17 protein-coding genes are annotated in these 24,218 nt (G+C 66.7%); 4 read left to right on the top strand and 13 right to left on the bottom strand.

Annotated elements, in window-relative coordinates; all coding sequences use genetic code 11:
• Nucleotides 1-33: 33 nt before the first annotated feature.
• Nucleotides 34-900, bottom strand: coding sequence for an IS5 family transposase (locus DTB53_RS32595; RefSeq protein ID WP_042497977.1), 867 nt, complete (start codon nucleotides 898-900; stop codon nucleotides 34-36).
• 170 nt (nucleotides 901-1,070) lie between these two features.
• Here DTB53_RS32595 and DTB53_RS32590 point away from each other — a divergent pair, with 170 nt between their 5' ends.
• From DTB53_RS32590 to DTB53_RS32575, 4 genes are all read left to right on the top strand, one after another.
• Entirely contained in the window at nucleotides 1,071-1,505 is a 435-nt protein-coding gene (locus DTB53_RS32590) for a hypothetical protein (RefSeq protein ID WP_012377533.1), read from the top strand.
• 375 nt (nucleotides 1,506-1,880) lie between these two features.
• The gene (locus tag DTB53_RS32585; RefSeq protein WP_042495252.1) at nucleotides 1,881-3,092 is read left to right on the top strand and encodes an ABC-three component system protein; all 1,212 of its coding nucleotides are present in this window, start codon (nucleotides 1,881-1,883) and stop codon (nucleotides 3,090-3,092) included.
• The gene (locus tag DTB53_RS32580; protein ID WP_012377531.1) at nucleotides 3,089-3,574 is read left to right on the top strand and encodes a three component ABC system middle component; all 486 of its coding nucleotides are present in this window, start codon (nucleotides 3,089-3,091) and stop codon (nucleotides 3,572-3,574) included. Before DTB53_RS32585 ends, DTB53_RS32580 begins: the two co-directional genes overlap by 4 nt.
• Nucleotides 3,575-3,605: 31 nt before the next feature.
• Complete coding sequence (locus DTB53_RS32575) at nucleotides 3,606-5,555, top strand: DUF3732 domain-containing protein (protein WP_012377530.1); 1,950 nt, start codon at nucleotides 3,606-3,608, stop codon at nucleotides 5,553-5,555.
• A gap of 268 nt (nucleotides 5,556-5,823) precedes the next feature.
• Here DTB53_RS32575 and DTB53_RS32570 read toward each other — a convergent pair whose 3' ends face one another.
• The 12 genes from DTB53_RS32570 to DTB53_RS32515 form a co-directional block, all read right to left on the bottom strand.
• Nucleotides 5,824-9,492, bottom strand: a complete 3,669-nt coding sequence (locus DTB53_RS32570) for an AAA family ATPase (protein WP_236586289.1) — start codon at nucleotides 9,490-9,492, stop codon at nucleotides 5,824-5,826.
• 578 nt (nucleotides 9,493-10,070) lie between these two features.
• Complete coding sequence (locus DTB53_RS32565) at nucleotides 10,071-10,805, bottom strand: hypothetical protein (protein WP_012377527.1); 735 nt, start codon at nucleotides 10,803-10,805, stop codon at nucleotides 10,071-10,073.
• Complete coding sequence (locus tag DTB53_RS32560) at nucleotides 10,802-13,096, bottom strand: hypothetical protein (RefSeq protein ID WP_141727086.1); 2,295 nt, start codon at nucleotides 13,094-13,096, stop codon at nucleotides 10,802-10,804. The genes DTB53_RS32565 and DTB53_RS32560 overlap by 4 nt, the downstream gene beginning before the upstream one ends.
• Before the next feature lie 57 nt (nucleotides 13,097-13,153).
• Complete coding sequence (locus DTB53_RS36715) at nucleotides 13,154-13,696, bottom strand: hypothetical protein (protein ID WP_042495246.1); 543 nt, start codon at nucleotides 13,694-13,696, stop codon at nucleotides 13,154-13,156.
• A 421-nt stretch (nucleotides 13,697-14,117) separates the two neighbouring features.
• Nucleotides 14,118-15,110, bottom strand: coding sequence for a hypothetical protein (locus DTB53_RS32550; protein WP_012377524.1), 993 nt, complete (start codon nucleotides 15,108-15,110; stop codon nucleotides 14,118-14,120).
• Between the two features lie 227 nt (nucleotides 15,111-15,337).
• Nucleotides 15,338-16,522, bottom strand: a complete 1,185-nt coding sequence (locus DTB53_RS32545) for an endonuclease domain-containing protein (protein ID WP_012377523.1) — start codon at nucleotides 16,520-16,522, stop codon at nucleotides 15,338-15,340.
• 259 nt (nucleotides 16,523-16,781) lie between these two features.
• The gene (locus DTB53_RS32540) at nucleotides 16,782-17,897 is read right to left on the bottom strand and encodes a TniQ family protein (RefSeq protein ID WP_042495240.1); all 1,116 of its coding nucleotides are present in this window, start codon (nucleotides 17,895-17,897) and stop codon (nucleotides 16,782-16,784) included.
• A gap of 181 nt (nucleotides 17,898-18,078) precedes the next feature.
• A complete protein-coding gene (locus tag DTB53_RS32535; protein WP_236586281.1) occupies nucleotides 18,079-19,116 on the bottom strand; it encodes a TniB family NTP-binding protein in 1,038 nt (345 codons plus the stop codon).
• On the bottom strand, nucleotides 19,104-21,176 hold the full coding sequence (locus DTB53_RS32530) for a TnsB C-terminal domain-containing protein (protein WP_106431659.1): 2,073 nt from the start codon (nucleotides 21,174-21,176) through the stop codon (nucleotides 19,104-19,106). Before DTB53_RS32530 ends, DTB53_RS32535 begins: the two co-directional genes overlap by 13 nt.
• 56 nt (nucleotides 21,177-21,232) lie before the next feature.
• Nucleotides 21,233-22,015: a TnsA-like heteromeric transposase endonuclease subunit gene (locus tag DTB53_RS32525; RefSeq protein ID WP_106431746.1), complete on the bottom strand. Its 783-nt coding sequence runs from the start codon at nucleotides 22,013-22,015 to the stop codon at nucleotides 21,233-21,235.
• A 448-nt stretch (nucleotides 22,016-22,463) separates the two neighbouring features.
• A complete protein-coding gene (locus DTB53_RS32520; RefSeq protein ID WP_042495233.1) occupies nucleotides 22,464-23,141 on the bottom strand; it encodes a hypothetical protein in 678 nt (225 codons plus the stop codon).
• Nucleotides 23,142-23,369: 228 nt separating this feature from the next.
• Nucleotides 23,370-23,870 carry a hypothetical protein gene (locus DTB53_RS32515; protein ID WP_012377515.1) on the bottom strand — a complete coding sequence of 167 codons (501 nt, stop codon included), beginning with the start codon at nucleotides 23,868-23,870 and terminating at the stop codon, nucleotides 23,370-23,372.
• Nucleotides 23,871-24,218 lie beyond the last annotated feature (348 nt).

Below are 24,218 nucleotides of genomic sequence, written 5' to 3'. Positions count from 1 at the left end.
TGAAGGCAGTCGACGCCGCGTCCAGGCCCTGATTCAGTCATGCCCTGACGAGCAGTCGTCCTCGGCTTTCCGTGGTCGCGTCCAGATCAGGATGGCTGCGAGGTGAAGTGCACCCTCGTAGGCGATGGCGAGCTTGTCCGTTCGCATAGCGAGGCCGCGCCACTGCTTCATGCGGTTGATGCACCGCTCGACGGTGTTGCGTTGCTTGTATGCCTCGGTGTCGAAACTGGGCGGACGACCGCCGGCCCGGCCTCGCCGAAGACGGTGCCCGACCTGGTCAGAGGGCTGCGGAATGACGGCCTGAATGCCTCGGCGGCGAAGATGCCGACGGATTGCCCGAGATGAATAGGCCCGGTCTGCAAGGACGACGTCGGGCCGCGTTCGTGGCCTGCCCAGGCCAGCGCGCGGGACCCTGATGCGGGCCATGACCGTCTCGAAGGCCGGCGCGTCGCCAGCCTGGCCCGCAGTGACATGCAAGGCCAATGGCCGTCCATGACCGTCAGCGGCGAGGTGAACCTTCGTGCTCAAGCCGCCCCGTGAGCGTCCGAGTGCGTGATCGGCGGGCTCAATCTCGTCGAGTGCCCCCCTTTTCCTGGCCCCGGCCGCGTGCTGGTGAGCCCGACAGACAGTGGAGTCCACCGACACGGCCCATCCCACCTCGTCAGCAGCGTCCGCCTGGGCGAGGACGGCAGCGAAGATCCGTCGCCAGGTGCCGTCGGCAGCCCACCTGATCAGGCGTTTGTGAGCGGTCTGGAACGCACCGAACTCGTGGGGCAGGTCCCGCCAGGGTGAGCACGTGCGGTACTTCCACGCGATGGCCTCCAGGGTCTGGCGGTGGTCAGCCCACCGCCTTCCACGGACCGGATCGGCCGGCGTCAGCGGCTCGATCCGGTCCCACATCGCATCAGTGATCACTAACCGGACAGACACATTCGATCAACTGATCAGCCCATCAAGGAGACACGCCCTAGCCGAGCGACTGCCGCACACCGCATACGCGGATCGTCGTTACACCCCACGGCTGCTTTGTACGGAACGGGCCAAAGGTACAGGCGAGGAGAGGATGGGACGTGAAGGCACGGACGGGTAGCGCTGTCAGGGTCGATCCCTGGGCTGTGTGCGACTGGGTGGTCTGGAAGCTTGAGGTCGATGATCCCGAGCAGAGGATCAGCGAGTCCTATCACGAGGCCGGTATGGGGCTTCTCCTGGCGGCGGACAGCCGAGAAACGATGGTGGGCTTTGCCTCCCGGCTCGGGTGCGTTTATGAGGGCTGTAAGGACGACGGAAGCTATGGAAGCGACAACGATTCCTGCTACGCCTGGTGGATCCGGGTGCCGCAGGCTGCACACACCCAGCGCACCGCCCGCGGGTGGCCCCTTGTCGTGGAGGAGTGCCGGCAACAACTCGACCGCATGTTCGCTGACGGCCATCACTGGCACGGATGGGTCGACGAGGGCCGCACCCGGGCTCTGTCGACGGGGGAGATGATGCCACCGCTGCTGTAACCGGGCAGCGGGCACACTCATGGCGCAGCCGTGGGACTACGCGCAGGAAGCCCGCAGTGACTTGCCGAGCCAAGCCGACCTCAACGAGAGGCGACAGAACGGGTCAAGGCCGGCCGGCGGACCAGCACTGCCGGCCGCCACGCCAACTGGCCCCAGAGATCACTGACAGCGATCCTCCCGGGGCTGACGGTGATGGCTGGGTAGGTGCTACGTTGTGGCCCAGGGGAGCGGAACAGCGCATCGCACCAGACCGAGCAGCCTAGAGCTGCATTCCTGGTACGGCCGGTCGCAGGGGTGGGACTTGCGCCGCTCAGGCCAGCACGATCAGTAGTGGGGAACGTGGCGCGAGCAAGGTCGCATTCGGCGGCAGGGCAGATGACCGGATATCTCTACCAGGGCGAGCTGGCCCTGCTCGAGCTCGCCCGCCGCAGTTGGCAGGACCCCACCGTCGAGGTCCGCATGGAACTTCTCGACGACATCGAGTTCCTCGACCCGGACAAGACCCCACGCGAACTGCTGCAGGCCAAACACCGTGAAGCGGCCGGCCCGCTGAGCGAGACCGGCAAGGACTTCTGGCGTTCCGTCGCGTCCTGGATCGATGCCCTGAAGAAACTCTCCGACCCCGCAGATGCCGCCATGCCCATCCTGCGCCTGGTCTCGACCCAGACCGCACCGCCAGGCACGTTCTTCCAGTACCTCAGCGACGGCCCGGACCGGGACGAGACCAAGGCGCTGGAGCGTATGGAGGAGACCGCCGACGACGCGGACGGGCCGGTCACCACCGCCGAAGACCGTGAGCTGTTCATGCAGCTCGCCCCGGCCCGGCGCCAGCAGCTTGTCCGCGCCATCACCGTCAATGACGCGGCCCCCCTGATGTCAGACCTGGACTCTAGTCTCGCCAAGGAACTGGGGATCACGCCGAGCGACCACGCGCAGGCAGCCCTCGACGAGATCAAGGGGTGGTGGTACGGCATGGCGGTCAAACTGCTGGAACGCAAGAACCCCCAGCACATGCGAGCCTCCGTCAGCGCCCAGGAACTCATGTGCCGACGGGACGAAGTCACCGGCCGCTACATCGGCAAGAACCTGCCGATCACCGAGACACTGCGCCACCTCACCCAGGCAGAGATCGCCGACTACAACGACCGCCTGGTCGTCACCCAGATGCGGTGGATCGGCCTGCCCGACGACGAAGTGGCGATGCACCTGCGTGACTACCACTACGCACGGGCACAGCGCTCCGAATGGCTGCGCACCTTCAAGATCACCCCGGAACGGCTCGACGAATACGAAGGTGAACTTCACTACGAGTGGGAGACAGCCTTCCGCCGCCGTACGCGCCGCATCCGAGACGACATGAGTGAAGAGCAACGCCAGGACATCGGTCAGGAAATCCTGGACGCCACCATGGACCGGGTTGCTGACACCCAACTGCGACCCGGCAGCGTCACCGCCCCCTGGATCGGCACCGGAAGCGCCCACGGCCTGTCCGACCAGGCCGACACCGCGGAGCCCGACCGGCAACTCGGCTGGCACCCCAACTACCAAGACCTCTGTCAGAGCCCCGACGAATCGCAGGAACAGTGACGACCGACTCCCACCGCAACGTGTCGGAGGTACAGGCGCTGTTCAACCCCGCCTTCGGCGCCTACCTCCTGGCCAGTGCCGTCAACACCGCCACGAAGAAGGCGGAGCGGCCACTGCCCTGGCCCAGCGCGTTCCTGATCCTTCCTCTCGTGCTGCCCGCAGACACCCGCGACTCTCTCCCCGGCAAGTCCACCGTCACGCTCACAGCCTGGGCACACGAACACCCGCGCCTGCAGGCCGCATTCGCCGAACGCGCCGCAACACTGACCAACTACACCCGCACCAGCCTGCGTACCGCCATGCGCCACCAGGCCATAGACGTCACCCCCGGCGGACTCGTATGCCCCCGCACCCCCAAGCCTGCTTCCGCCGCCCCCGGCGAAGAGGTCGCCGACTGTGCCCGCGCAGCCGCACTGGTCGGCCGCTGGCTCGCCGTGACCGACCCCACCCGCGCCTTCACCACCCTCGGCGTCCGGCCCTGATCCGCCCTCATCAAGGAGTTCCAGAACCGTCATGCAACTGCTCGCCCTGGCCCTCTACCACCGAGACGGCAGGAAGCCCCCAAGGATCCTGCGGTTTCGCCCCGGGGCGCTCAACATCCTCACCGGCGAGTCAGAGACCGGCAAGTCCGAGGTCCTCACCATCGTCGACTACTGCCTCGGGCGCCGCGCACCCAACCTGCCTGACGACCTGATCGACCAGACCGTCGGCTGGTACGCCCTCCTGGTCACGTTCGCCGACAACTCACGCATGGTCCTGGCCCGGCCCAGGCCGGCAGGAGCCTCCACCCAGCACGCGTACACCCGCACCGGCGGCGCCGGCCTGGACATCCCACGATCCGACGAACTCGTCAGCAACTCCAACGTCGCAGCGCTGCGCAGCGAGCTCAGCGCCCGCCTCGGCATCGAGGACTTCCACTTCCAGCCACCCACCGGCGCTGCCCGCAACGCCTTCGATGTCTCCATCGCCCAGGCGGCTCTGCTCTGCTTCCAGAGCCAGAACGAGATCGCCGACCAGACAGCCCTGTTTCACCGACAAACCGAATCCGGCATGGTCCAGGCGCTCAAGGACACCCTGCCGTACTTTCTCGGCGCCGCCGGCCCCGAGCAGGCACTGCGCCGCCACCGGCTCGGCGAATCCCAGCGCGCCCAGCGCGCGGCACAACGCAAGCTCGACGACGCACTGCGCCATCAGCAGGCCATGGATGCCAACGGCCTCGCCCTCGTACGCCTGGCGGAAGCCGAAGGCCTCCTGACTGAGGTGCCCGCAGCACCCGACACCACCCAGGTCCTCGACCTACTCCACCAGGCCCTGGCCGCAGCCCCGGAAACCGCCGCACCACTCGAACTGCGTGACAGGCGCCAGGAACTCAACGACGAACGCCGCGCCCTGCGTGAACAACTGCAGGAATTCGACGAGGCCCTGGCCGCGGTCGACCGTTGGCAGCAGCAGGGACGAGCTTTCACCGGCGAACTCCACCTCCAGCTCGACCGCCTCAAAACCCTCGACCTCCTCGGCCCCGAGCGCCGGCACGACACCAGCGTGTGCCCCATGTGCACCCAGCCCCTGGAACACCCGGACCCCAGCGCACACGACATCACCGAACTGACCGGGCACCTCGCAAGCGAACTCGCCAAGGCACAGACACTCCAGCCCGTCCGCGAGGAACACCGACGAGCCCTTCAGACCGGACGCACCGACGTCACCGAGCGCCTCAGGCTCAACGGCGCCCAGCTCAAAGAACTCCTGGCAAGCGACGAGCGCCTGCGCAACCTGCAAGAACAGAACCTACGAGTCGCCCACATCCAGGGCCGAGTCTCCGAAGCACTAACCCGCACAGGCACAGACAGCGACATTGCCCGGCTGCGCCAGAACCTCGTCCTCGCCCAGGACCAAGCAGCCACACTGGAACAGCTCGTCGATGAAGACGACGTCGCGGCCGAGACGGAGCGCCGGCTCGCCGACATCGCCGTCGGTATGACGGCCTGGGCCAAGCGACTCAACCTCGGAGGAGCAGCCGACGCCACCGAGGTAGCCATCAGTCTCAAGCTCCTCAACGTCGTCCTCAGGCGACCCTCCGGACGGCTGCCCCTCACCCGCATCGGCAGTGCCAAGAACCACATCGGCTATCACTTGGTCGCCCACCTCGCGCTGCACACCTACCTGCGACGCAACAACCGACCCGTCCCAGGCTTCCTGATGCTCGACCAGCCCACCCAGGCATTCTTCCCGGAAAAGCCCCGTGACGCATCCACCATCCAGGACGCCGACTGGGCCACCGTCACCGCCTACTTCCAACTCCTCAACGACGTGGTACAGCTCAACCAGGGAGCTTTCCAGATCATCGTCTGCGACCACGCGAACCTGCCCGAAGGCTGGTTCCAGGAAGCCGTGATCGGCAACTGGCGTCCCGATGCCGACGGCAGGCGCACCGCTCTGATTCCCCTGGACTGGCTCGGCTAACGACACCACAGTGGGCGGCGCGCCGACGCCAACCAGGCACTGCCGGCTCCGTGAGAACGTCCAAGCGTGTGGCACAGGCGGCGTCGACGGGCACCCGCCCCTGGACCCTGCTGGCAGAGGTGAAGGGCGCCGGGCCCCGCTGTGCTTGGTCTAGCGCCGGACCCAGGTGCCGGAGCGTTGGCGGTCGGTAGGGGCGGCGGCGATGCCCACCTCGGACCCTTGACGCAGTGGGTCGTGCAGCCTCGGCAGGCCCTGGCGGTCTTAGCGGTCACGGCGATCCGCGCCTTCGGCCGATGGATCGAGGCCTGATGCTCGCGGTGGAGCCGAAGGCCTTCCGGAACGTGGCTTCCCACTCCTGCTCCTTCACTCCGTTGCGGTCGTCCGTGATCAGCAGGAGTCCGTTGGGGCCGCCTGTGTCGCCGGGCAGGATGCCCTGCGCGGCGTACCAGTCCTTCTTCCTCTCCCAGGTCTCCCGGTACCGGGGGCTGTCGAGCATGCCGAGGTGCTCCCAGTAGATGGGTCTATCGGGATCGTCGGTCGTGATGGTGAAGTCGGGGAACTTCGTCTTTCCGTCCCTGCCGGTCAGCGGTTGTTCGTACTCGAATCGCCCGCGCGCCAAGCGGTGCAGCAGGTCGGCGATGATGACTTCGTTCTTGCTACTCACCGGGAGCCCGAAGTGGGTGATGTGGATCAGGTTGGCATCGAAGCAGCCGATGCGGCGTCCCTGGCGGTCGTGCACCACGACGGGCTCAGGCGGCCTGGTGAGGTCGGTCAGTCGGCGCGCGGTGTCGGATGCGGTGGGCTGGGCCAGCTCACGCAAGTCTTCCAAGGGCCCTTCGTGGCAGATGATGACCTTCCGGGTCTGGCGGGTCAGAGCGGTGTAGAGCAGTTCACGGGAGATGCCCGAAACGTGGGCGGGAAGCATGAGGACGACGGTGCCGAACTCGCTGCCCTGGCTCTTGTGTACGGTCAACGCCCAGGCGAGCTCAAGGCCCGGGTCATCGTCCAGACCTCGCTGGGCAGCGAAGCGCAGATCGGGCTGGGAGGAGAACTCCACCTGAGTCTGCCAGGGGGCGCCGGTCATCTTCTTGGACTTCAGCTGGCCTGTGACCACGCCCAGTTCGCCATTGGCGACGTAGCTCCTGTCCTCGGTTTTCCCGGTGGACGGACGGTAGGCACGCAAGTACTGGTTGCGGGTGTTGACGACTTTGTCGCCCACGACGATCTGCTCGGGGCCCAGGGGCTGGGGGACACGTCGCCGGGACTTGATGAGCTGAGCGTCGGCAAGGGCCCTACGCCGGTAGGTCTGCTTGAGGTACCGATTGAGTTCGACGGTGCCATGTGTCTGGCCGCGGGTGGGGGACAGTGCCTGCCAGCGGTCGCAGGAGCCAGACGCGTGAGTGTAGTTCGGGTACTCGTTGCCCTTGGCATCTGTCCTGGTGGTGGCTCCGTAGGAGTGGGTGAAAGACAGCTCGTCCGTAACGGTGAACTCTTCCCGCAGGACGTCGTCCAGGACGCGTGCGGCGGGGCGACCGTTCCAGTGAACGGCCTTCAGGGTTGCCATAGGGGCCCGGGTGCGCAGTTTCTCCCACACCTCCTCGGCGTCGTCGGAGCGTTTGTCTCCGCTGTACCAGTGCGCGAGGGCGAGGTCGTCCCGCGTGTGGCCTTGCTGCCGGTGCAGCACGGTCAGTTCGGCCCAGCCCGGTGCCACTCTGGGCCAGTTGCTGTGGTCGGGACGCCGGCGGCGTTCGAGATCGACGAAGGGCCGCCCGGCGCCGATGGGGGGGAGCTGCCGCGGGTCACCGACCAGGATGAGCCGTTCGGTGATCTCCACAGCGTCCAGGAGCGCGGCGAGCATGTCCTCAGTGAGCATGGATGCCTCGTCGACGACCACAGTGCCCACAGAGATACGGCGTCCGTCCGGGAGGGTGAGGTAGCGGCCGTGCACGTCGTCGTATCGATCGGAGTGACGCAGGAACTGGGCGAGCGTGAGGGCCTGGTAGCCGACCTTCTGCTCCAGCTGTACCCGCGCCTTGCCCGTGGGTGCGAGCAGGAGCAGCCCTCGGCGTGTGACCTCAGAACGCTTGGCCAAGGCCTGAATCAGCGTTGTCTTGCCCGTACCGGCCGGCCCGTTGACGATGGTCACACGCCGGTGGAAGATCTCACTGAACGCTGCGGCCTTCTCCACGCGGGCCCGGGCCTCGAGGTCCGAGTCCGCCGCAGCGACCAGTCCTGAAAGAGCCGTGTCCAGGGTTTTCGCCAGGTCAGCTGGGACGCAGTGAGGCTTGCCGTCCCGTAGCTGGTTGAGACGCTCCCGGATGAAATCACGGCGTAAGGCAGCGGAAGCAAGCTTGTAGGCTGCCTTGCCGCTGGCGAGGTCCACGCGCCGCAGCTGGCTCCATACCTCGGGTTCATCGTGGCTGTCGGAGTCAAGCAGGGCTTCGGGGGCCAGGCCCAGAGGCCTGAGGATCGTCTCATCGGTGGCCAGCGGAACAGCAACGGTCAGCTGGCCGAGCCGCTCTGCCATCTGCTCGACGGGGAGGAGCGTGTGTCCCTCTTCCTGGGCACGAAGGAGCACGGCCGTCATCGCCGCATCGATACGGCGCCGGTCATTTGCGTCGTCGAAGGGCTGCGTCAACGGCAGGGGATGATGTTCGGTGAGCTGAAGGTCGGGGAAGCACCCACGATCCACGGTCTCGAAGGCGATCGGCTCACCGTCGTCGACGGTGCAGGTCACCAGATCGTAGGGGTTGGCGAGCAGCTCATCGTGTCCGACAGGGACGCTTGTACCGCCGCTCAGCACACCCGAAACCGCCTCGGGCGTCAGATCGAACCGGCTCAGTACGCGCAAGGCCTGCCGCTCCTGCGGGCCCGTCCCGGCCCAGATCCGGCGGCGCGTCTGGGTGGCGAGCGCAGAGAGCTCGGCGGAAGCGGTTTCGCTCTCGAGAATGTTTTCCAGCACAGGCCAGGGATCGGCCTTCTCCCCTGCCGCAGAGATGATTGTTTGCGCGGCGAAGGTGGGGTGGCGGAAGCCGAGCTGGGCCAGGACAGCCGGGAGGCCGGGGCACGGGCCCCGGCGCTTCCAGGCCCGGTGCAGCTGGTCGTCCAACCACTGCAGAGACTCCTCCGGGATCCCGATCGCAGGGTCGCCCAGGGCCGTGGCTGCTTGCGCGGCACGGCGCAGCTCCATGAGGGAGGCCACCGTACTGTCGGATGAGACATGCTCGGTGGCGTAGGAAAAGTTCCGGCCGACCTCGGGGGCCCGTGCCAGCGCCGACGCTACGTCCATGCCACGGGCCGCGGCCGCCGCCAGCGCCTGCACCGGAAGAAGAATGCCGCCCGTGCCGCCGGGCCGCAGACTATGTCGCAGCGTGGTCTCCCACATGTGGCTGGGGAAGGCGCTGTCGGCCGACCCGGGCCACGGCGGTGGCGGTTGCTTTCCCGAGACGCATGCGGCTCCTACCAGCATGCGCCGCGGCTGGTTCTCGAAAGGGGAGTGCTTGAGATAGAAGAAGACCAGCGACTGCTCCGGCACGACATCGCGGAAGAACGTCTTCATGATCGCTTGCTGATTTTCACCGTGCATCACCCACGGCAGCCTGCTGTCGAGCATCGCTGCGATCCGGTCCTCGGCCTCGGGGTTGTATCCGGAGACTGGCCGTTCCTGGAGGACTACTTCCTCAGCGTTGCTCCGGTTCATCCAGAAGTAGGGGATTGCGTGGACCGAGAACGCCGGAACCTCAAGCCGCGCCGGCCCCAGGTCCTTGAGGAACCAGCCATAAGGATGCGTTCGTCGCACCGCGTGATCAGAGCTGCTCATGAACCCGCCGCGTTCGACAACGCACGGCGGCAGCACCTGCCCAAGCTTGCTCCACGGCGCGCCGGCGTGAGCGGCTTCCCGCCGCACGTCACGATCCTTGGCGATGTTGCCCAACATCACACATGCGTGATTGGCCCCCGGGTCGGCGCAGACGGTCCCTGCCCACCCCGTGTCATGCCATGGGACCCGCACCGACAGGTGCTGTACATAGGCCATCGCTCGTCTCCCCAACAACGCGCGTTCATCTGTGATGACGCTCAGCTTAGACACCAGCACAGACAGCACACCGCACGGATGGCGGGAGGCGGCATACGCCGACGCCCGACCGTGTTCCCGAAGCAGACACGCACCAACTGGCATTTGGCTGACGACCAAAAGTCGCAGCCGACGGCTCAAGAACGCCGCCTTTCCTGTGTCTGCGCGACCGGGGAAGGGCGCGCATGCTTGCCCGCCTCCTCTATGCCGTGGTGGTCGGCTTGTCCGCAGCGTCCTCTGTCGGCGGTTGGGGGCTGTCGTGTCCGGCCGCTCGATACCCGGCCTCGTCAGGGTGGAGCTGGACCCGGGCCGAGCGCCAGGCGGCATCGAACGACACTGTGCCACCGCTGGCCCGAACAACGCGCCAGGCCTGCCAGCTGGTCCGCGGCGCCAGCACAGCGCGTAAGAGGGGCAGCTTCATCAGCACGTCTCCGTATGTCTCAAGAGCCGGGGGCCTGCGAGGGCGGTGTCGCCGGAGCAGGGACCTGGGCAGCCAGATCCGGTTCTCCGAAGTCGTGGAACAGCGAGCGCAGCGTGACCAGCAGAGCGTCGGCATCCGGTTCGGAGAGGCGGTCGATGAAGGTGTGGACGAGCTGCGCGACCACGACCCACCGCGACTGCGGGTTCCACCTCTGGATCTCCTGCACCACCCCGTCCACGTCCAGCCCGGGCGGCAGCACACCCAGACGGGCAGAGTTCTCGAGCATCAGATAGATCCGGGCCGAGGCAGGGGTGCGGAGGATTTCCTCGTGCATGAACCTCATGCGTGCCTGTACCTGGCGCTGGGCCAGCGCATCGAGTTCCAGTTCCCGGCGGGCCTGGGCGATCTGCTCCGCGTACGTGCGGACCTCCACAGCGACCGACACACTGACGCACGCCCAGCTGACCTCGAGTTCATCTGTCCGTAGCGGCAGCGAGCGTGCGAGCAGACGGTTGATTTCCTGCTCCGCTGCGGTCGGCCGCAGCACCGTGTGCCGCGCTGCGACCTGTTCGGCCAGTACCCGAACGGTGCGGCTGGCCTCCCCGGACGGAAGACGCGGCACGGGCGTCGAGCGAGGAGCACGCCACTCGGTGCGAAACGCCATGGTGAAGTCCAGACCCGACTGCGAGCTGGTTACCTGGTCCTCGAACAGCTCCGGCTGCTGGTCGCGAAGCCCCCATCTGAGCCAGCTCATGGCGTCGGTCCACCACGGCCCATGCGCACGGGCCGGTACAGGGCCACTGATCGGCTGCGGTCGTGATCCAGGAGGTCGACCAGTTCGTGACGCAGCCGGACCCGTTCTGGATCGGCATCGACAGCGGGGACGGGCTGCCACAGGTACAGAAGGTCACGTAGCCGGTGGCGTGGATGGCTGCCGCCTGCCCGCCCTGCGGTGTCCACCGCGCCGCGCAGCACGTTGAACACGACCGGCCGCTGGTCCGGGTACTCCACCGCTGCGTCCATCCAGAGTCCGACCGCCCGCGCGCTGTCGTCGGCCACCGAGCCTGAGTCCAGCAAGGTGCGCCATCCGGAGATCAAATCCGCCGTCGGGAAGTCCGGCTGGTCCTCGCCGGTGCTCAACAGCACCGGCAAGCCGCGGTCCTCCTTTGAGAGCAGTGTCGCCAGAGCCAGAAAGGAACGACGGCCGGCCTCGGCCCGTGACGGGTCCGCCGAGCACCACTCCACCACGGAGCTGAACAGCGTCGGACGGGCCGATGCGTCCGCCCACAGGTTCCGGACCGCCTCGTACAACGAGGTCTGTACGTCATCGTGCACGGTCTCGGCGGCATGGCGAAGCCGCCGCAGCGCTTTGCCCGTGTGCCGACGGCCGAACTCGCCGGCACAGACCTCCACGGAGATCTTCTGCAGCGCTGCCCTGTCCGCGCCGGCGTTCTTCGACCAGCGCAACAACACGGCATGCACAAAACGGCTCATGGTCGGGTGCAGCGCCGCCGCGGAGATGAGGTCGACCGCTGCCGCCCACAGCGCGTCGTCCTTGCGCCATGCGATAACGACGTCTTCCAATGGATTGGCCTTTCCGTGCCGCACAGCCCACCGCACGGCGAACGCGCCGACCCGGTTGGCGAGCAGAAGGCGGTCCTCCGGAGTGAACGTCTCCAGGAATTTCGTCGTCCTGGCGAGCGGAGCCTTCGCCATCCAGGCGAGAAACTCTGTGCGCGCCATGGGCCGGTCGACCCAGAAGTAGTTGAGTACCGCGTCGTCCCAGCCGGGCTTGGAGAACTGGACCGTGTCGTCCGCAGCCAGCTCCGCATCGATCGAATCGACCATCTCGATCACGCCGGGCGAACCCTGCCCTTCCAGAGCCACCGCCTCCCGCTTGCTGAGCTGCTCCGACAACTCCGCAGTCTGTGCGTATACGTGCGCTACCGGCGCGTTCCTGAACATGGCCGCTACCAGCAGGAAGTTCCGCTGGAAACTGGTCCTGCCCTCCTTGCTGTGCCACTGCAATAGACTGGAACGCCAGTTGTTGCGAGCCGCCACGACATCCAGGACCTGCTGAGTGAACGCATCGGTGGTCGCGCTCGTCGAGGTGCTCCGGCGCCGGCCCCTGGTGGCGTTGATAATCAGGCTGACTACCTGCAGGACATCGCCGGGAGCCTGGTTACGCAGAAGGCCCGCGATCCGGTCGTCCTGCACCCACTTGGAGGCGTCCAGCTCAGGAGCCTCGGCACGAAGCCATGCAACGGCGATCTTTGCAGGATCGGGCTGCCCCAGCAGGGGCACCACGCCGGGTGGCGCACCCCGACAGATCCTCGCCCACTGCTCCGGTGCCGTGAGAACGACCAGACGCGAGTTCCGCTTGCCCAGGGTGTACTGAATCCTGCCCAACACCGCACCGAAGTCCTCTGCGACCTCGAACTTTTCCTCGTCCGCGGGCAGTTCCAGCAAATACGCAACGTTCTCTTCCAGCGGCAGCCGACGCACCGGGAACCGGCTACCGCCCCCGAAACTCAGCGGCCCGACTCTCGCCCCTGTGCGCTGACGCAGATCAGCGAGCAGTGCCTGTGCCGCGAACGAACGGCCCGCACCGGGCTCACGCAGGAGCACGACGACCGCCCCCGGCTCCATGAGCTGCCTCAAAGCCGCCGCGTAGCCTTCTGGCGGTGCGAACACGGCCCGAACCGTGTCCAGATAGGCATCAGGCAGCTCGGAGTGCTCCAGCATCTGCTCCAGGACCGCTGTCAGCTTCACCCCGGTCATCTCACCGAAGTTGAACAGGGCCTCCTGCCGGAGATCCGCGACTGCCCTGGCCAGGGCCAGCGCCTGCCTCGCACCAGGATCGAAGCCACCGCCGGCATCGATGCCCCCCAGCGGCAACCCCGGATACGCCGCAGGGCCTGGAACCGCACCGTCTCCACGGCCGGTCACAACTTCCCGCCGCATTCCGCTTTCATGGTTCTCCGCACCAGAAGGTGCGCCAGAAAATGGCAGGGGTAAGTCTTCTCCGGGCTCAGCGAAAGTCATGAAGAAACTCTCCGTCAATACACCTTGCTGCGGACGCGGGCTACCTGTACCGAACCGTCAGCGAATTTCATCGATCTCAGCACCGATGATCTCCGCACCCTCGCGGACGGTTCCCGCCCTCTGCCGCACGCTGACATCCGCCGAATCAGCGACACGGCGTACCTTCAGCGCTGCAGCCCTGCCGTGAACCTCATCGAGTACCTGCTCGATGCGGACCCCGCTTGCCGGCCTGTCCTCCCCGGTGAACGTCAGCCTCTGCCCCTCGACTTCCTCCAGAGCGGCGCGCAACCCACCAAGGCTATAACGCAGCCGATCGTCATCAGACCTGATCAGCTCCCTGTGATCGTGATAGACGCCCAGGACTCCCAGCAGAGACTCGATCCGCTGCACACGCTCCGGCGTCAACGCCACAGCATCAAAGACAGGCGGCCCAGGTTCACCGACCACCACCGCAGGAGCTGCTTCCAGCCCACCGGGCCCCGCCTCCTCACGCCGCAGGGACCGTCGGTCCAGAACCGCACCGGCCCGCGCGTAGAGAAAACCGAAAGCCTGCGTCAGCGCGGATGCCGCCAGCACAGGAAATGTGAACGCGTCACTCAAATCAAGCCCCTCCCCTGGAGCACACCGAAATACCCCCTGATGCTCACACCTCGCAGAGTATGGCCGCCGTGGAGCCGCACGGCACAAGAATCAGAAGGGATGACCGAAACCCCGCCATCCCGAAAAAATCGAACCCGATACGAACACTCTCAAGATCGATTCTCGCGAAAAGGTGACGTTCCCCAGCGCACCCGCCCTGCGGGGCTGCATTCGTCGGGGTTCACTCAAGACACGAGGAGAGGTGCAGTTGCAGGCGGAGAGGCTGAAAAGTTCCCGCGCCACCGGCACGAACCCAGTCCACTCAGTCAGCCAACGGAGAGCGAAGCTCCTACCACGGTTCGGGTCTCCCCGACTCGTAGGTGAGGACGGCATCGCATATCAGGCCCGTCGACTGGCGGGCCTGATACGGGGCTCGGCTGTGTCAGAGATCGGTGAACAGTGTGTCCTGTTCACCCCGGAGCTGGCGCGGCATCACCGACGGCGGGGCCTCATCAGGAACCGACAACGCTCGCCGACATGCTTCCCGCAGCTCGGGTAGTGAGCGGCGAGCTCCCAGGAGACGCAGAAACTCCTCGGTGCTCCAGCCGATCAGTCTGCCCTGGCGGGCCAGGTACAGACTGACCTGATCGACCTTGAAGCTGTCGTCGTAGTCAAGGAGCAGATATCCCGCGAGCTGGTAGAGCTGCGGCCTACCGATCCGCTTGGGATGAATCGTGGCCTTGCAGTCGATGAGGTGGCCCGACGCGATAAAGTCGGCGTCCGCACCGCCGACATGGCCGCTGCCGGCGAAGACGGGACCGCACAGACGCTGCTCGGCGGGAAGCCGGAGGACCCACTGCAGGGCTTCGGGGCGGTCGGCGAGGGAGGCCATCGCGGTGATGTCACCGGGCACGTAGCCCGGGACCTGGTTGAGCAGACCGTCGAGTCCGCGCGAGAGGTCGGCTTGCAGGAGAGGGCTGCCGGCGTGCAGCGCACTGCGGTAGACCTCTTCGAACCAGCCGGCAGTGAAGCACATGCGGGCGAGATGATCCTCGTCGGCGGGCTCGTGCAGCATCGCACCGGGGGAGGCCGGACGTTGTGCTTCGAGCAGCCGGAGAAGTTCCTGCCCTGCTTCGGCGACGGCCCGGCCTGCCTCAGGAGATCTGGCCTCGGTCATATCCATGGCCGTGAGCGTGACACCGGACGTCAGCGCCGATCCCACAGGTGTGCCGAACGCGATCCGCAGTCGCAGATCGATGGCCTGCCCCAGGGTGCCGTAGCTGAAGGGGCCTGGCGGAGAAGGGCTGACGGTGTCCGGACACAGCGGCAGGCGGGATCGGAGGTCGCCGATCAGACAAGCAACCGCGGGTAGTTCCAGGCTCAGAAACCGGGAGATGGGGGAGTGGACGGTTGCGAGATTGCTGGTGAGGCTCATCCCAGCACCGCCCCGTGCGGCGCGAGTGGAAGCGAAGAGTGGGTGATCACGAAAGGCTCGTTTCTGTGCGGCCCGGGAAGTGTTGTGGGCCGTGCTTGTACGGCGCATATGTGTGTGCCCTGCGGGGTCTCGCCCGCAGCTGGCTCATGCAGAGCCCGCCGCCCAAGGGGAAGGATGCGGCCGATCGCTTGGTATGGCCGGGGGCGACAGACTGCTGGGCTGCGAAGTCAGGCGGGCGGGTCTTCCGACGCGCCTTCGATGAGGCTCCGTAGCAGGCTCTGGACGCGTTGGGCGGGCACGACGAAGGACAAGCCCTCGGCCGCAGGCAGCGATCTGTCTTGGCAGCAGTCGAGTTCGAACCTCACTGAGCCGTCCTCCTGGATGCGTCCCCACCGAGGCCGGGGTACCTGGCCGCAGTCCGGGTGCGGTTCGAAGTCGATCATGTTCCGGATGGCCCGCGCGTGGTGGTGGGGAGGCAAGGTGCCTGTCCGGCTACAGCCGGCACAGCGGAGAAGGTGTCGTACTCCATGGGGGCGGTCGGTGAAGCTCCAGCCCCCAGCTTCCGTCGTGTTGCAGCTGGCGCATACCGGCCCACGGACAAAACCGTGTTCATGACAGTGGTCCCAGTACAGGGCTCGCCGCGGTGCCGGGCACACACAGCACAAGAACGCATCGGCGTTGGACCTTTTCGACAGCGAGGCGTAGACGACGCCGGCGAGGTGGCCCGGGTACGGGCGAGCAGTTGCGGCCGCGCACGAAGTGCACAGCGTGGTGAACCCCGTTGCGCTGGAGGTGCGATGCTCCCAGACATCCACTTCGATCCCACAGCCGCTGCACAGGCTTGCTTGGCCAGCCAGTTGCCGTTCAAGCTTCTCCGAACGGTCCAGCAGAGCCGCGTAGGCTGCGGGCACCATCCACTGTCTGCCGGACCAGGTGAGCAAGTGCAGCGGATTCGTTCCGGCGATGACGTGGTGACCGCAGCGTTCCGCGAACCCTTCCCACGTCAGTCCGCAGCCGAGTCCTTCCGCGTTCGATTCGCTGAGATCACACCGGCCGGAACCCTCGCAGGAACAGCCCCTCTCGGCCTGTTCCACGTATGCGGCTTGGTCCATCCAGGAGGCGATGCGCGAGCGCCACGATGCTCCGGCCGCAGGTCCGGGGCAGGCTGTGACCAGGTCTTCCAGATCGACGTCGAGGCTGGCCAACTGGTGGGCCGCTCGCTCGATCTCACGGAGGTCCAGCCGCCAGCGTTGCTTGTGCTTGTAGCCGCGTACAGCTGTGTCACCGATCACCACATGGTTACTGCTCTGGAACGCATACCGCGACAGATTGAGATCCGGGGCCACGCGCACCAGACAGTTGGCGGTTCGCTCCGTCAGGATCCGGCGTGCCTCCTGTGGCGAGATCAGCATGAGGGACCGGTGGTTGTGACAGCGTCGGCTCGCACCGGTACTGCGACAGGCGGTTCGATAGTGAGGAAATGCAAGGACACGATGTCTCTCCTGAATCTGATGGAAAGCATGGAAACGCTGTGGAACGGGGGCGTGATGAGTGGAGGAGGGCTACGGGCCCGGGCCACCTCATGAGTCCGCCAAACAGATGGGGACGGCGGCCGAGCCGGCTGCACCAGGAGGCTCGCGGGCATGACGCCGATCTCGATGAGCGGACTGATCAAGTGGGCTCCCACCCACCAGTCAGAAATGCTCTGCCGGCTTCCTCGTTGGCTTCACGGGAACTTGATTCAATGAGGTAGCTGGTGCGCTCGCCGTACCCCACCGGGCGCCGCGCCGGGCGGGGAACCGCCCACAAGCCCTCACCAGCACGGTGCCCCGCGCCGTCCGCTCCGCTCAGGCGCGCTACCCACTGCTCCAGTACGTTGCCGGCGCCCACTCCCGGCCGGCTCCCGGCCCGGGAACAGGCCGCCATCCAGTCACCTAGCCACAGGCGACGCGTGCGGCGGCCGACCTCCTCCAGTAGCACCTGCGTCGCGGCCGGTGTCCCCGACGCTGTGGCCGTCTCCCGTAGACGCGCCTGCCAGCTCTGATCCGCCAGGAGCCGGGCGACGGTGACCGTATCGGGATAGGCGATCAGCGTGTGAGCAGCGACGGCGGACGGTGCACAACCCGTCAGTGAAGCCAGGAGGCTGGTGGGGGAGTGCCATCCGGCCTTCTGCTGCCAGCCCTGTACCTGCCACGACCACACGGCCGCCGCAGCAAGTTTCATCACTGCCCGCGCTTCAGGGTGAGAGCGCACCAGGGCCGCGTGCCGCCGGTGGGCCAGAAGAACCTCGGGCAGAGGCCGAAGATCGATCGCGGACGCCTGCTGGCAGTTGGCGAGCAGCCACCGGTGATGACGCTGGCAGACATGACCGGCCGCTTCCGGGTAGACCAGGACAGGCTGGTGACGCGACCAGGAGCGGCCGGAACACGGCGGGCAGGCCGCCACCCAAGCCTTCCGGGGCGCCCACCACGCAGCCCGGGCCACAGCGTCCTCCTCGAGCCTCTCGTGCGAGAAGGCAAACCCGGGAAGCCGGGCGGCGAGCTCATTGAGCGGGATACCGCTGAAACGGGCGAATGCTGCGCGCGCCGGCCCGTTGAGGTACAGCTCCCGGCCGCTGCGCGCTGCACCGGTGATCCGGGTGCCCTCCGGCCTGGAGATGACACCGCGGACCAAGTCCTGAACAGGCATGCCGTAGCCCAGGGCGAGCCGCCGGCTCCAGGAACTGGTCAGCTCTCCGGCAACAGGTGGCACCTGAACCAGGGCACGCGGGGGGCAGGAGACTTCCACAGGCAGGTTCCTTAAGGGAAACGTCGGACCACGACGACGGGCGGGGGACGGCTCGGGCCAGGGAGACGAAGCAGAGTCCGAAGCCAGAGGGGTGGTGCACCCTGCTCGGGCGGCTCCACCGGGCATTGGAGAAAGCCTGCACAGGCCAGGCCCTCGGCCAAGCCGCAGTTGCAGGTGCTGCTCAGCTCGCGCCGCTCCCGCGGGAAGGGCGCGACCCCTTTGTTGCCTGCACATCGAGGACGATCCCGGAGAGGGATTTCTTTGTGATCGCCTGGCTGCCGTCCAGAACGGCGCAGATCGCGGCCTCGCGTACGAGCTGCGACAGGCTGGCCATCACGCCTCCTGTACGCAGATGGATGTAGTCGGCGTGGCGTTCCAGCGTCCCGGTCCGGTGGTGGCTGAGCCGCAGCGCCGCCTCCATCTCGTTCAGGAGGTATCGCCATTCCAGTTTCTGCTGCTTGGTGCCATTGAGCAGCGGAAGAGTGCGCAGGAGCTTGAACCTGGCCGCGAGTTGCGCACCGCGGGGACCCGTCAGCAAGGGTGACGTCTCTACGTCCACACCGGCCAGAACGAACGTCGCGGGGATCCGCTCAGCCAGTGACTTCAATTGGTCGGACGTGTCCGCCCCCGGTCGCGTCCTGGTGTTGAGGAGGTGCACATCATCAATGAAAACGATCCGTGTGCCTCGCTCGCACAGAACGGCGCACACCGCGTCGGTGATCGTGTTCTCGGTCATCCTGTCGTGCACTGGGAGACACAGGAACCGTGCCAGCGCCCTCACCAGGGCCTTAGGCGAGTAGGACGGAGGGATGCCCACGAAGGCGACCGGCAGCGTATCGGCGCGGTCCGGGTGCCGGCGGCGGTAGCTGAGCTCGAAACTCCTGGCCATTTCCATCAGCGTGGTGGACTTTCCGGCCCCGGGGGGCCCGGAAACAATCAGCCCACGTCGCGCAGTGCCCTCCTGGCAGTGATTGAGGGCCAGGAGCAGCCTCAGCTGCCGCAGGCACTGTTCCATGGAGGCGGTTCTCAGTGTCACGAACTCGGAGTGATAGTCGAGCTGGGAGCGTTTCGTCCACACCGGATCACCCACCGGCGGCGCACTCAGACGCTGCTGCGCAAGGTAGGACCTCCACAGGGTGTAGGTGACAATCGGACTGCAAACCGGCCCCCGGTCTCCGGAGCTTCCGTCGTCCGCAACGCCCGCCGCTACAGCAGCCACTGGTCCTCCTGTGCGCTCGAGTCCGTGCGGACCAAGATCCCCGGTACCACCGAGACGCCTGCCTGAGCGGGCCCATCCAGGTCAGCCAGGACGTCGTCGTCCTCGTCCGGAACGGTCTCGTCGTCGATATCCGGCGCGTCGTACACGCCGGCCAGCCCGAACGACAGCGTCGGGGCGCTCAGCACGTCAAGTTCCGCTGCCGGCACAGCCAGCGTCTGGGCCGCCCGGGACTTGGCCACCACTCGCTGCTCGCGGCGCGTCAGATGTCCATGGCCCGACGCCCGCTTGAGGAAGTCATCCAGCGCCAAGGCAAGCTGGGCCTCGTGCTCGTCACGCGCCCCGGTGCGCTCGACGACCTTGCACAGGTGCTCCCAGACGTGATGAGTGAACGGCTGGCTCACCTGGGTGGCATGGATCCACGGCACCTCCCTGAACCCTTTAGGAAGGCGCACCCAGATCCGCGTCACGTCGTAGGGGTTGTAATGAACCTCCCACCGGCCCTGCTGCCCCGCCACACCGGAGCTCTCGCCACGGAATCCGTTAAGACACGCGTGATCGTACGTGCGGTAGTCGAACCTGATCCCGTTGTCCGTGATCGCCTGCCAGCGCACCGGCAGCAGCTCCACATAGTCGTCCGCTTTCAACGGCACCGGCACATACCCCACCACCGGCAACAGTGCCGCCCACATCTCACACGGAGTCAGAGCCTTCTTCGGCATCAGCGGATGACGCAGACCCTCGTGCGGCCGGTGATGCCACAGCACCAACTGCTCGTCCAGAAGCTCCTGCAACTCCCGCATGTGCAGCAGCGGTTCCTCACCCACTTTGGATCCGCGTTCGGAGAGGTTCGACCCGATATAGCCGGGAACCCACTGCCAGTACAACGAGTTCAGCGAGCCGAACGTCCGCTCCACATGCCCCTTAGCCGGCCCGTTAGCAGGCGGGACGGGCTGCAGCGAGATGCCCAGGCTCTCGCACGCGGCCCGCGTGGCAGGGGAGACAAATACCTTGCCCTGATCGACCACGATCGTCTCGGGCACGATCACCGGACGGGCCGCCGCTTCCTCGAGCCGGTCGTCCAGGCTGACCAACCGTTCATGCGGGATGACCGACGCGGACATCCGCAAAGCCTCATCCCAGCCCGGCTGCATCACCTTCGGCGTCATCATCTGTGCCAACAGCACCGCAATGTCTGTCAGTTTGCTTCCCGGCGGTCGCAGAATTCCCCACAACCCTCCGATCGCCACATCCAGGGCCGTGGTCAACTCCGGACGGCCCACCACCCCGTCATCCAGCACCACCAGCACATCCAGCGGCGAGCTGTCCATCATCACCAGCTCACCCGGGCGCAGCGCCACCGTCCGAGCGAACGGCGGAGCGGGCCGCGACGCCCGCGAACGCCTCTGCGCCACCGTCCCGTCCAGCCCCAGCTCCTTCTCCAGCCTGCGCAGGAGCTTGTTGAACGTGGACTGTGCCGGCGCCTCCACCACACCCGCACCGTGTGCCTCGTCCAGCCTCCACTGCGTCTGCCGGTGCATCCGCTTCATCCAGCCACGCGAACGGGAGCGAAGCGCCTCCTGCCGCAGCAGCCCTTCCATCACCTCCAGCACCCGCTGGTCAGTCCGAGATGAAAGCGTCGAGCCACGCCGCTGCCGCACCAGCCCCCACACGCCGCCCTTGCCGTACCGCCCACGCCACCTGCGCACCGTGGCCCGGCTGACCTTCCAGCCCGAGGCGGTCAACTCAGCCGCCTTCGCGGTCTCCCGCTGCTCCAACGTCGTACTGTGCGGGTCATACATCGGGCGCACCGGCCCTCGACCGCCCGGCACCGGCCGCCCGGTCTCAACCTCGCGGACATGCCGTTCCATGGAGAACGCACGCTCCCGGACCTCCTCCGGCAAAGTCGCCAGCAGGCCGTACTGCGGTGCTTTCAGGGGCGGCGGACCCCCGACCACCTCGAACCCCGGACTGTTCAACAGCGCAGACAGCCCGAACACCGCCATCACACTCGCGCCGCCCTGCTCAGTCAGCCAGACGCGCCCGGCCTCGAGCCCGCTCACAGCCCACCGGCGACCGTCAAACCGCACTTCCCCTCCGACCGCCACCACCGGCCGGGTCACAGATGGGCCCCCGCACCGGGATATGCCGAAACCGTCAGGGCCCGTTCGTGCAGGGGCCTGTGGAGAGGCGTACTCAGTACGCCTCTCCACAGAGCATGGAAGACAGCAGGCCACACCGCGATCGGGTCACCCAGCAGACGCACACCTTCCACCAGAGGCCTCGGCATGCGGAAGCACTCCGAGACGGAGGACAATCCGCTCGAGGCACACCGCGGATGCCGGTACCCGGCAAGCCAGCGGACGTTGGCCTCGACAGCCGGCGTCGGAGCACCCACCACCCGGTAGTGCCATCCAGCCGCCTCGGCTGCGGCCTCGACATGGACGGCCCGCTGGATTAGACGCCGGCCAGCACCACGCGCACCCGCACAGTCGATGAGCACACCACTGCCATCGGCAAGCCTTGCCATCAGATGCGGCGCATGCGACACGACCTTCCCACCCCGGCCCCGCCACATCAGTTCCACCGGTCGGCAGGCCAGAGCGGTCACCTGCGGATCCCTGTCCAGCAGCATCACCTGGGTCCGCATCGCCCCGAACCCGTAGTGGACATGACGCCCGGACGTCGCCGCCCACCACCAACCCGGCGCAACCCGACGCCCCTTCAGCACCGGGAACCGCTGCACAGGAACGCACTCCTCCAGCGGACTCTCCGCAGCCGCATGAAGCCACGGAACCTGATGCTCCTGACCGGCGCCATCCACAAACCGGGCCTCCACCACCGCGGGATCTACCCGACGGAATCTGCAGCGAGGCAAGGAACCTGCGGCAGACGGCAGCATTTCCTGCTTCTTGGAAAAGGGGATCACGGGATCGAAGAACCTTCCTCGGAAGAGAGGCATTAGGGGCATCCAGCGGGTGTCGCTCGACTGTCCTCAGCAGCGGGGGCAGGCCCTGCACAGACGGTCGCGGCGACGTATGACGGCAGGCCGAAGTCACGCCGCGCGCCCGGACCACATCAAGCCGGGCAGAGCCCATAGGCCCACCAGAGCCTGCATGCAGGCGGACACAACGGATCGCGGGAGCACTGAACAGGGCATGGGAGAGGAAGCCGGCGCCAGAACGCGCACAGCCTGGAAGAACACCTGCCGACGGACCTGCAGGTGTGTAAGCGTCAAGAGGGAGCGGCCACAGAACTCGAACTTTGGTTTCCTGCCCTGAGAGCAGGGGACACTACGACGACTCCGCGACCGAATCCCGGTAGCGCACAGCGCTCACGCGGAGTTCTCGTCAGGCAGGGTCGAGCGCTACGAGCGCCGCCAGCTGGTCGAGCACGGCGATGTACTTCCGAGGCGGAAGCGACCTCAGCTCATCGCGGGTCATGCCCATCAACGTCCCCTGCTCCGCCATTCGCTGCGGTTCCGGGCCAGACGCTGTGGCGGACCTGCGGCCCGATGCGAGCAGCGCCGCGGACGGGGAGATCCGCATGGCGGAATCCCGTTGGACGATCAGTGCCCGTACCAGCCACTCGATCAGATAGAGCCCTCGCCTGGACTTGCCCGGGAGGTCCTTGTGCAGACGACGCCCGAGTGTCTTCTGATCCACCGGCGCATCGTGCAGACATTCGAGAGTGCTGGCCGCCGGCCAGTGCTCCAGGAACTGCGCCTGGAGCAGCAGACGCGCCTGGGTCTCATCCTGCTTGTGCATCTCAGCAATCGCCCAGCCAGCAGATGTCAGGGCGTAGTTCCCGCGGGCCCCTCGCAGAAGACCGACTGCCTGCAGGAAGCCCGCCACCGCGCCGACCGTGTCATTGCGCAGTTGCACCTCCGCGGCGAGCTGCGACACGGAGATGACCTCCAGGTCGGGTCCGCTGAGGTTGGCGGCGACCAGGAAGATCTCCCATTGTCTGCCGGGCGTGGTCCTGTCAGAGGGGGTCGGGCAACTGTTCGGCCCAGAGGCGGAACTCATCGCATGCCTCCCTGGCCCGTGGCGAAGGAGGACGCCTGAAGGGCGGGAGACGAAGGGGCGCCGTACATAGTCGTGAGGCCTCATTTCTTACACGTGGGAATGACGCAGGGCGCACCACATCGGAACGTCTGGATATAGTGGCTGCGCGCGTGAGGCCTAACCATGCGCAAGCACACTCACCGCCAGGCGCACCCTGGTGGTGTTTGTGCATGGTCAGACCGTTTTTGTTTAGGAGTTCATTGGTTCGTCCTGGGTGCCAGCGAGTCGGTACACGCCGAGCCGAGGGCGTACCAGAAGCCCCCGGTTAACCAACCGGCCCAGGTCCCGAGCACAGTTCTCCGCGACGACGTCCGGACGCATCCGCCGCACCTGGTTCGTGATCTCACCGTAGGTCGCCTCGCTCTGGTTGCGGAGGAAGGAGAGAATCACGCCGGCGACGCTGCTCGGGGCATGAGGCGCCGGATTCTCCTGCTGGCGCTCGGCAGCACCCGGGTCAGCATCGGCTTCCCCGGAGTCGGGGAGAGACCTTCGAATCTGCTCAGTGACCATCGCGAGGGCATTGCGTGAACTTCTCGCTTTGTCAGCGGCGATGTCCGCGTCCTCCTGAGCAGCCTCCATCAGGCGTGCGGCCGCGTCCAGGCGCTGCGCCGCCTCGCACTCCTGCGCTGCATCCTCGGCGACTAACACCTTCAGCTCGTTTGCCCAGCCTTCGAGCCTCGCAGTGTTCATCAGGTCCCTCCCCTCACTGGTCGTTCGCGCGGAATGAAGCAGACTCTAGGCGCTGGCAGACGTCTGCCCTTGCCTGCTCGCAGCGCCGCAGGAGGCAACGCGCAGCCGCTGAAGCCAGCGGCACCTGACGGAGCCGTGCGGCGCCTGCCTTCCATGCACGCAGACGCGTCTACCCGTTCGGGTGCCTCCGCAAGTGGCAGCAGGTTGACGCTCGTGCGGCGGCGTAGTGGTCGCCCGCCCGCTCCGGGCGGCTATCTCTGGTACTGCAAAGGGGAGTTGAGGGTGAGCGCCTCGGGTGAAACGTCTTCCGGAGCAAGCTCGGAGGATGGCGCAGGGGAGGTTCGGCAG

Source organism: Streptomyces griseus (assembly GCF_900460065.1).
In the GTDB taxonomy this organism is placed as follows: Bacteria; Actinomycetota; Actinomycetes; order Streptomycetales; family Streptomycetaceae; genus Streptomyces; species Streptomyces griseus.
The sequence above is the reverse complement of the archived record's forward strand: the minus strand, read 5'-3'. Positions and strand labels throughout refer to the sequence as shown.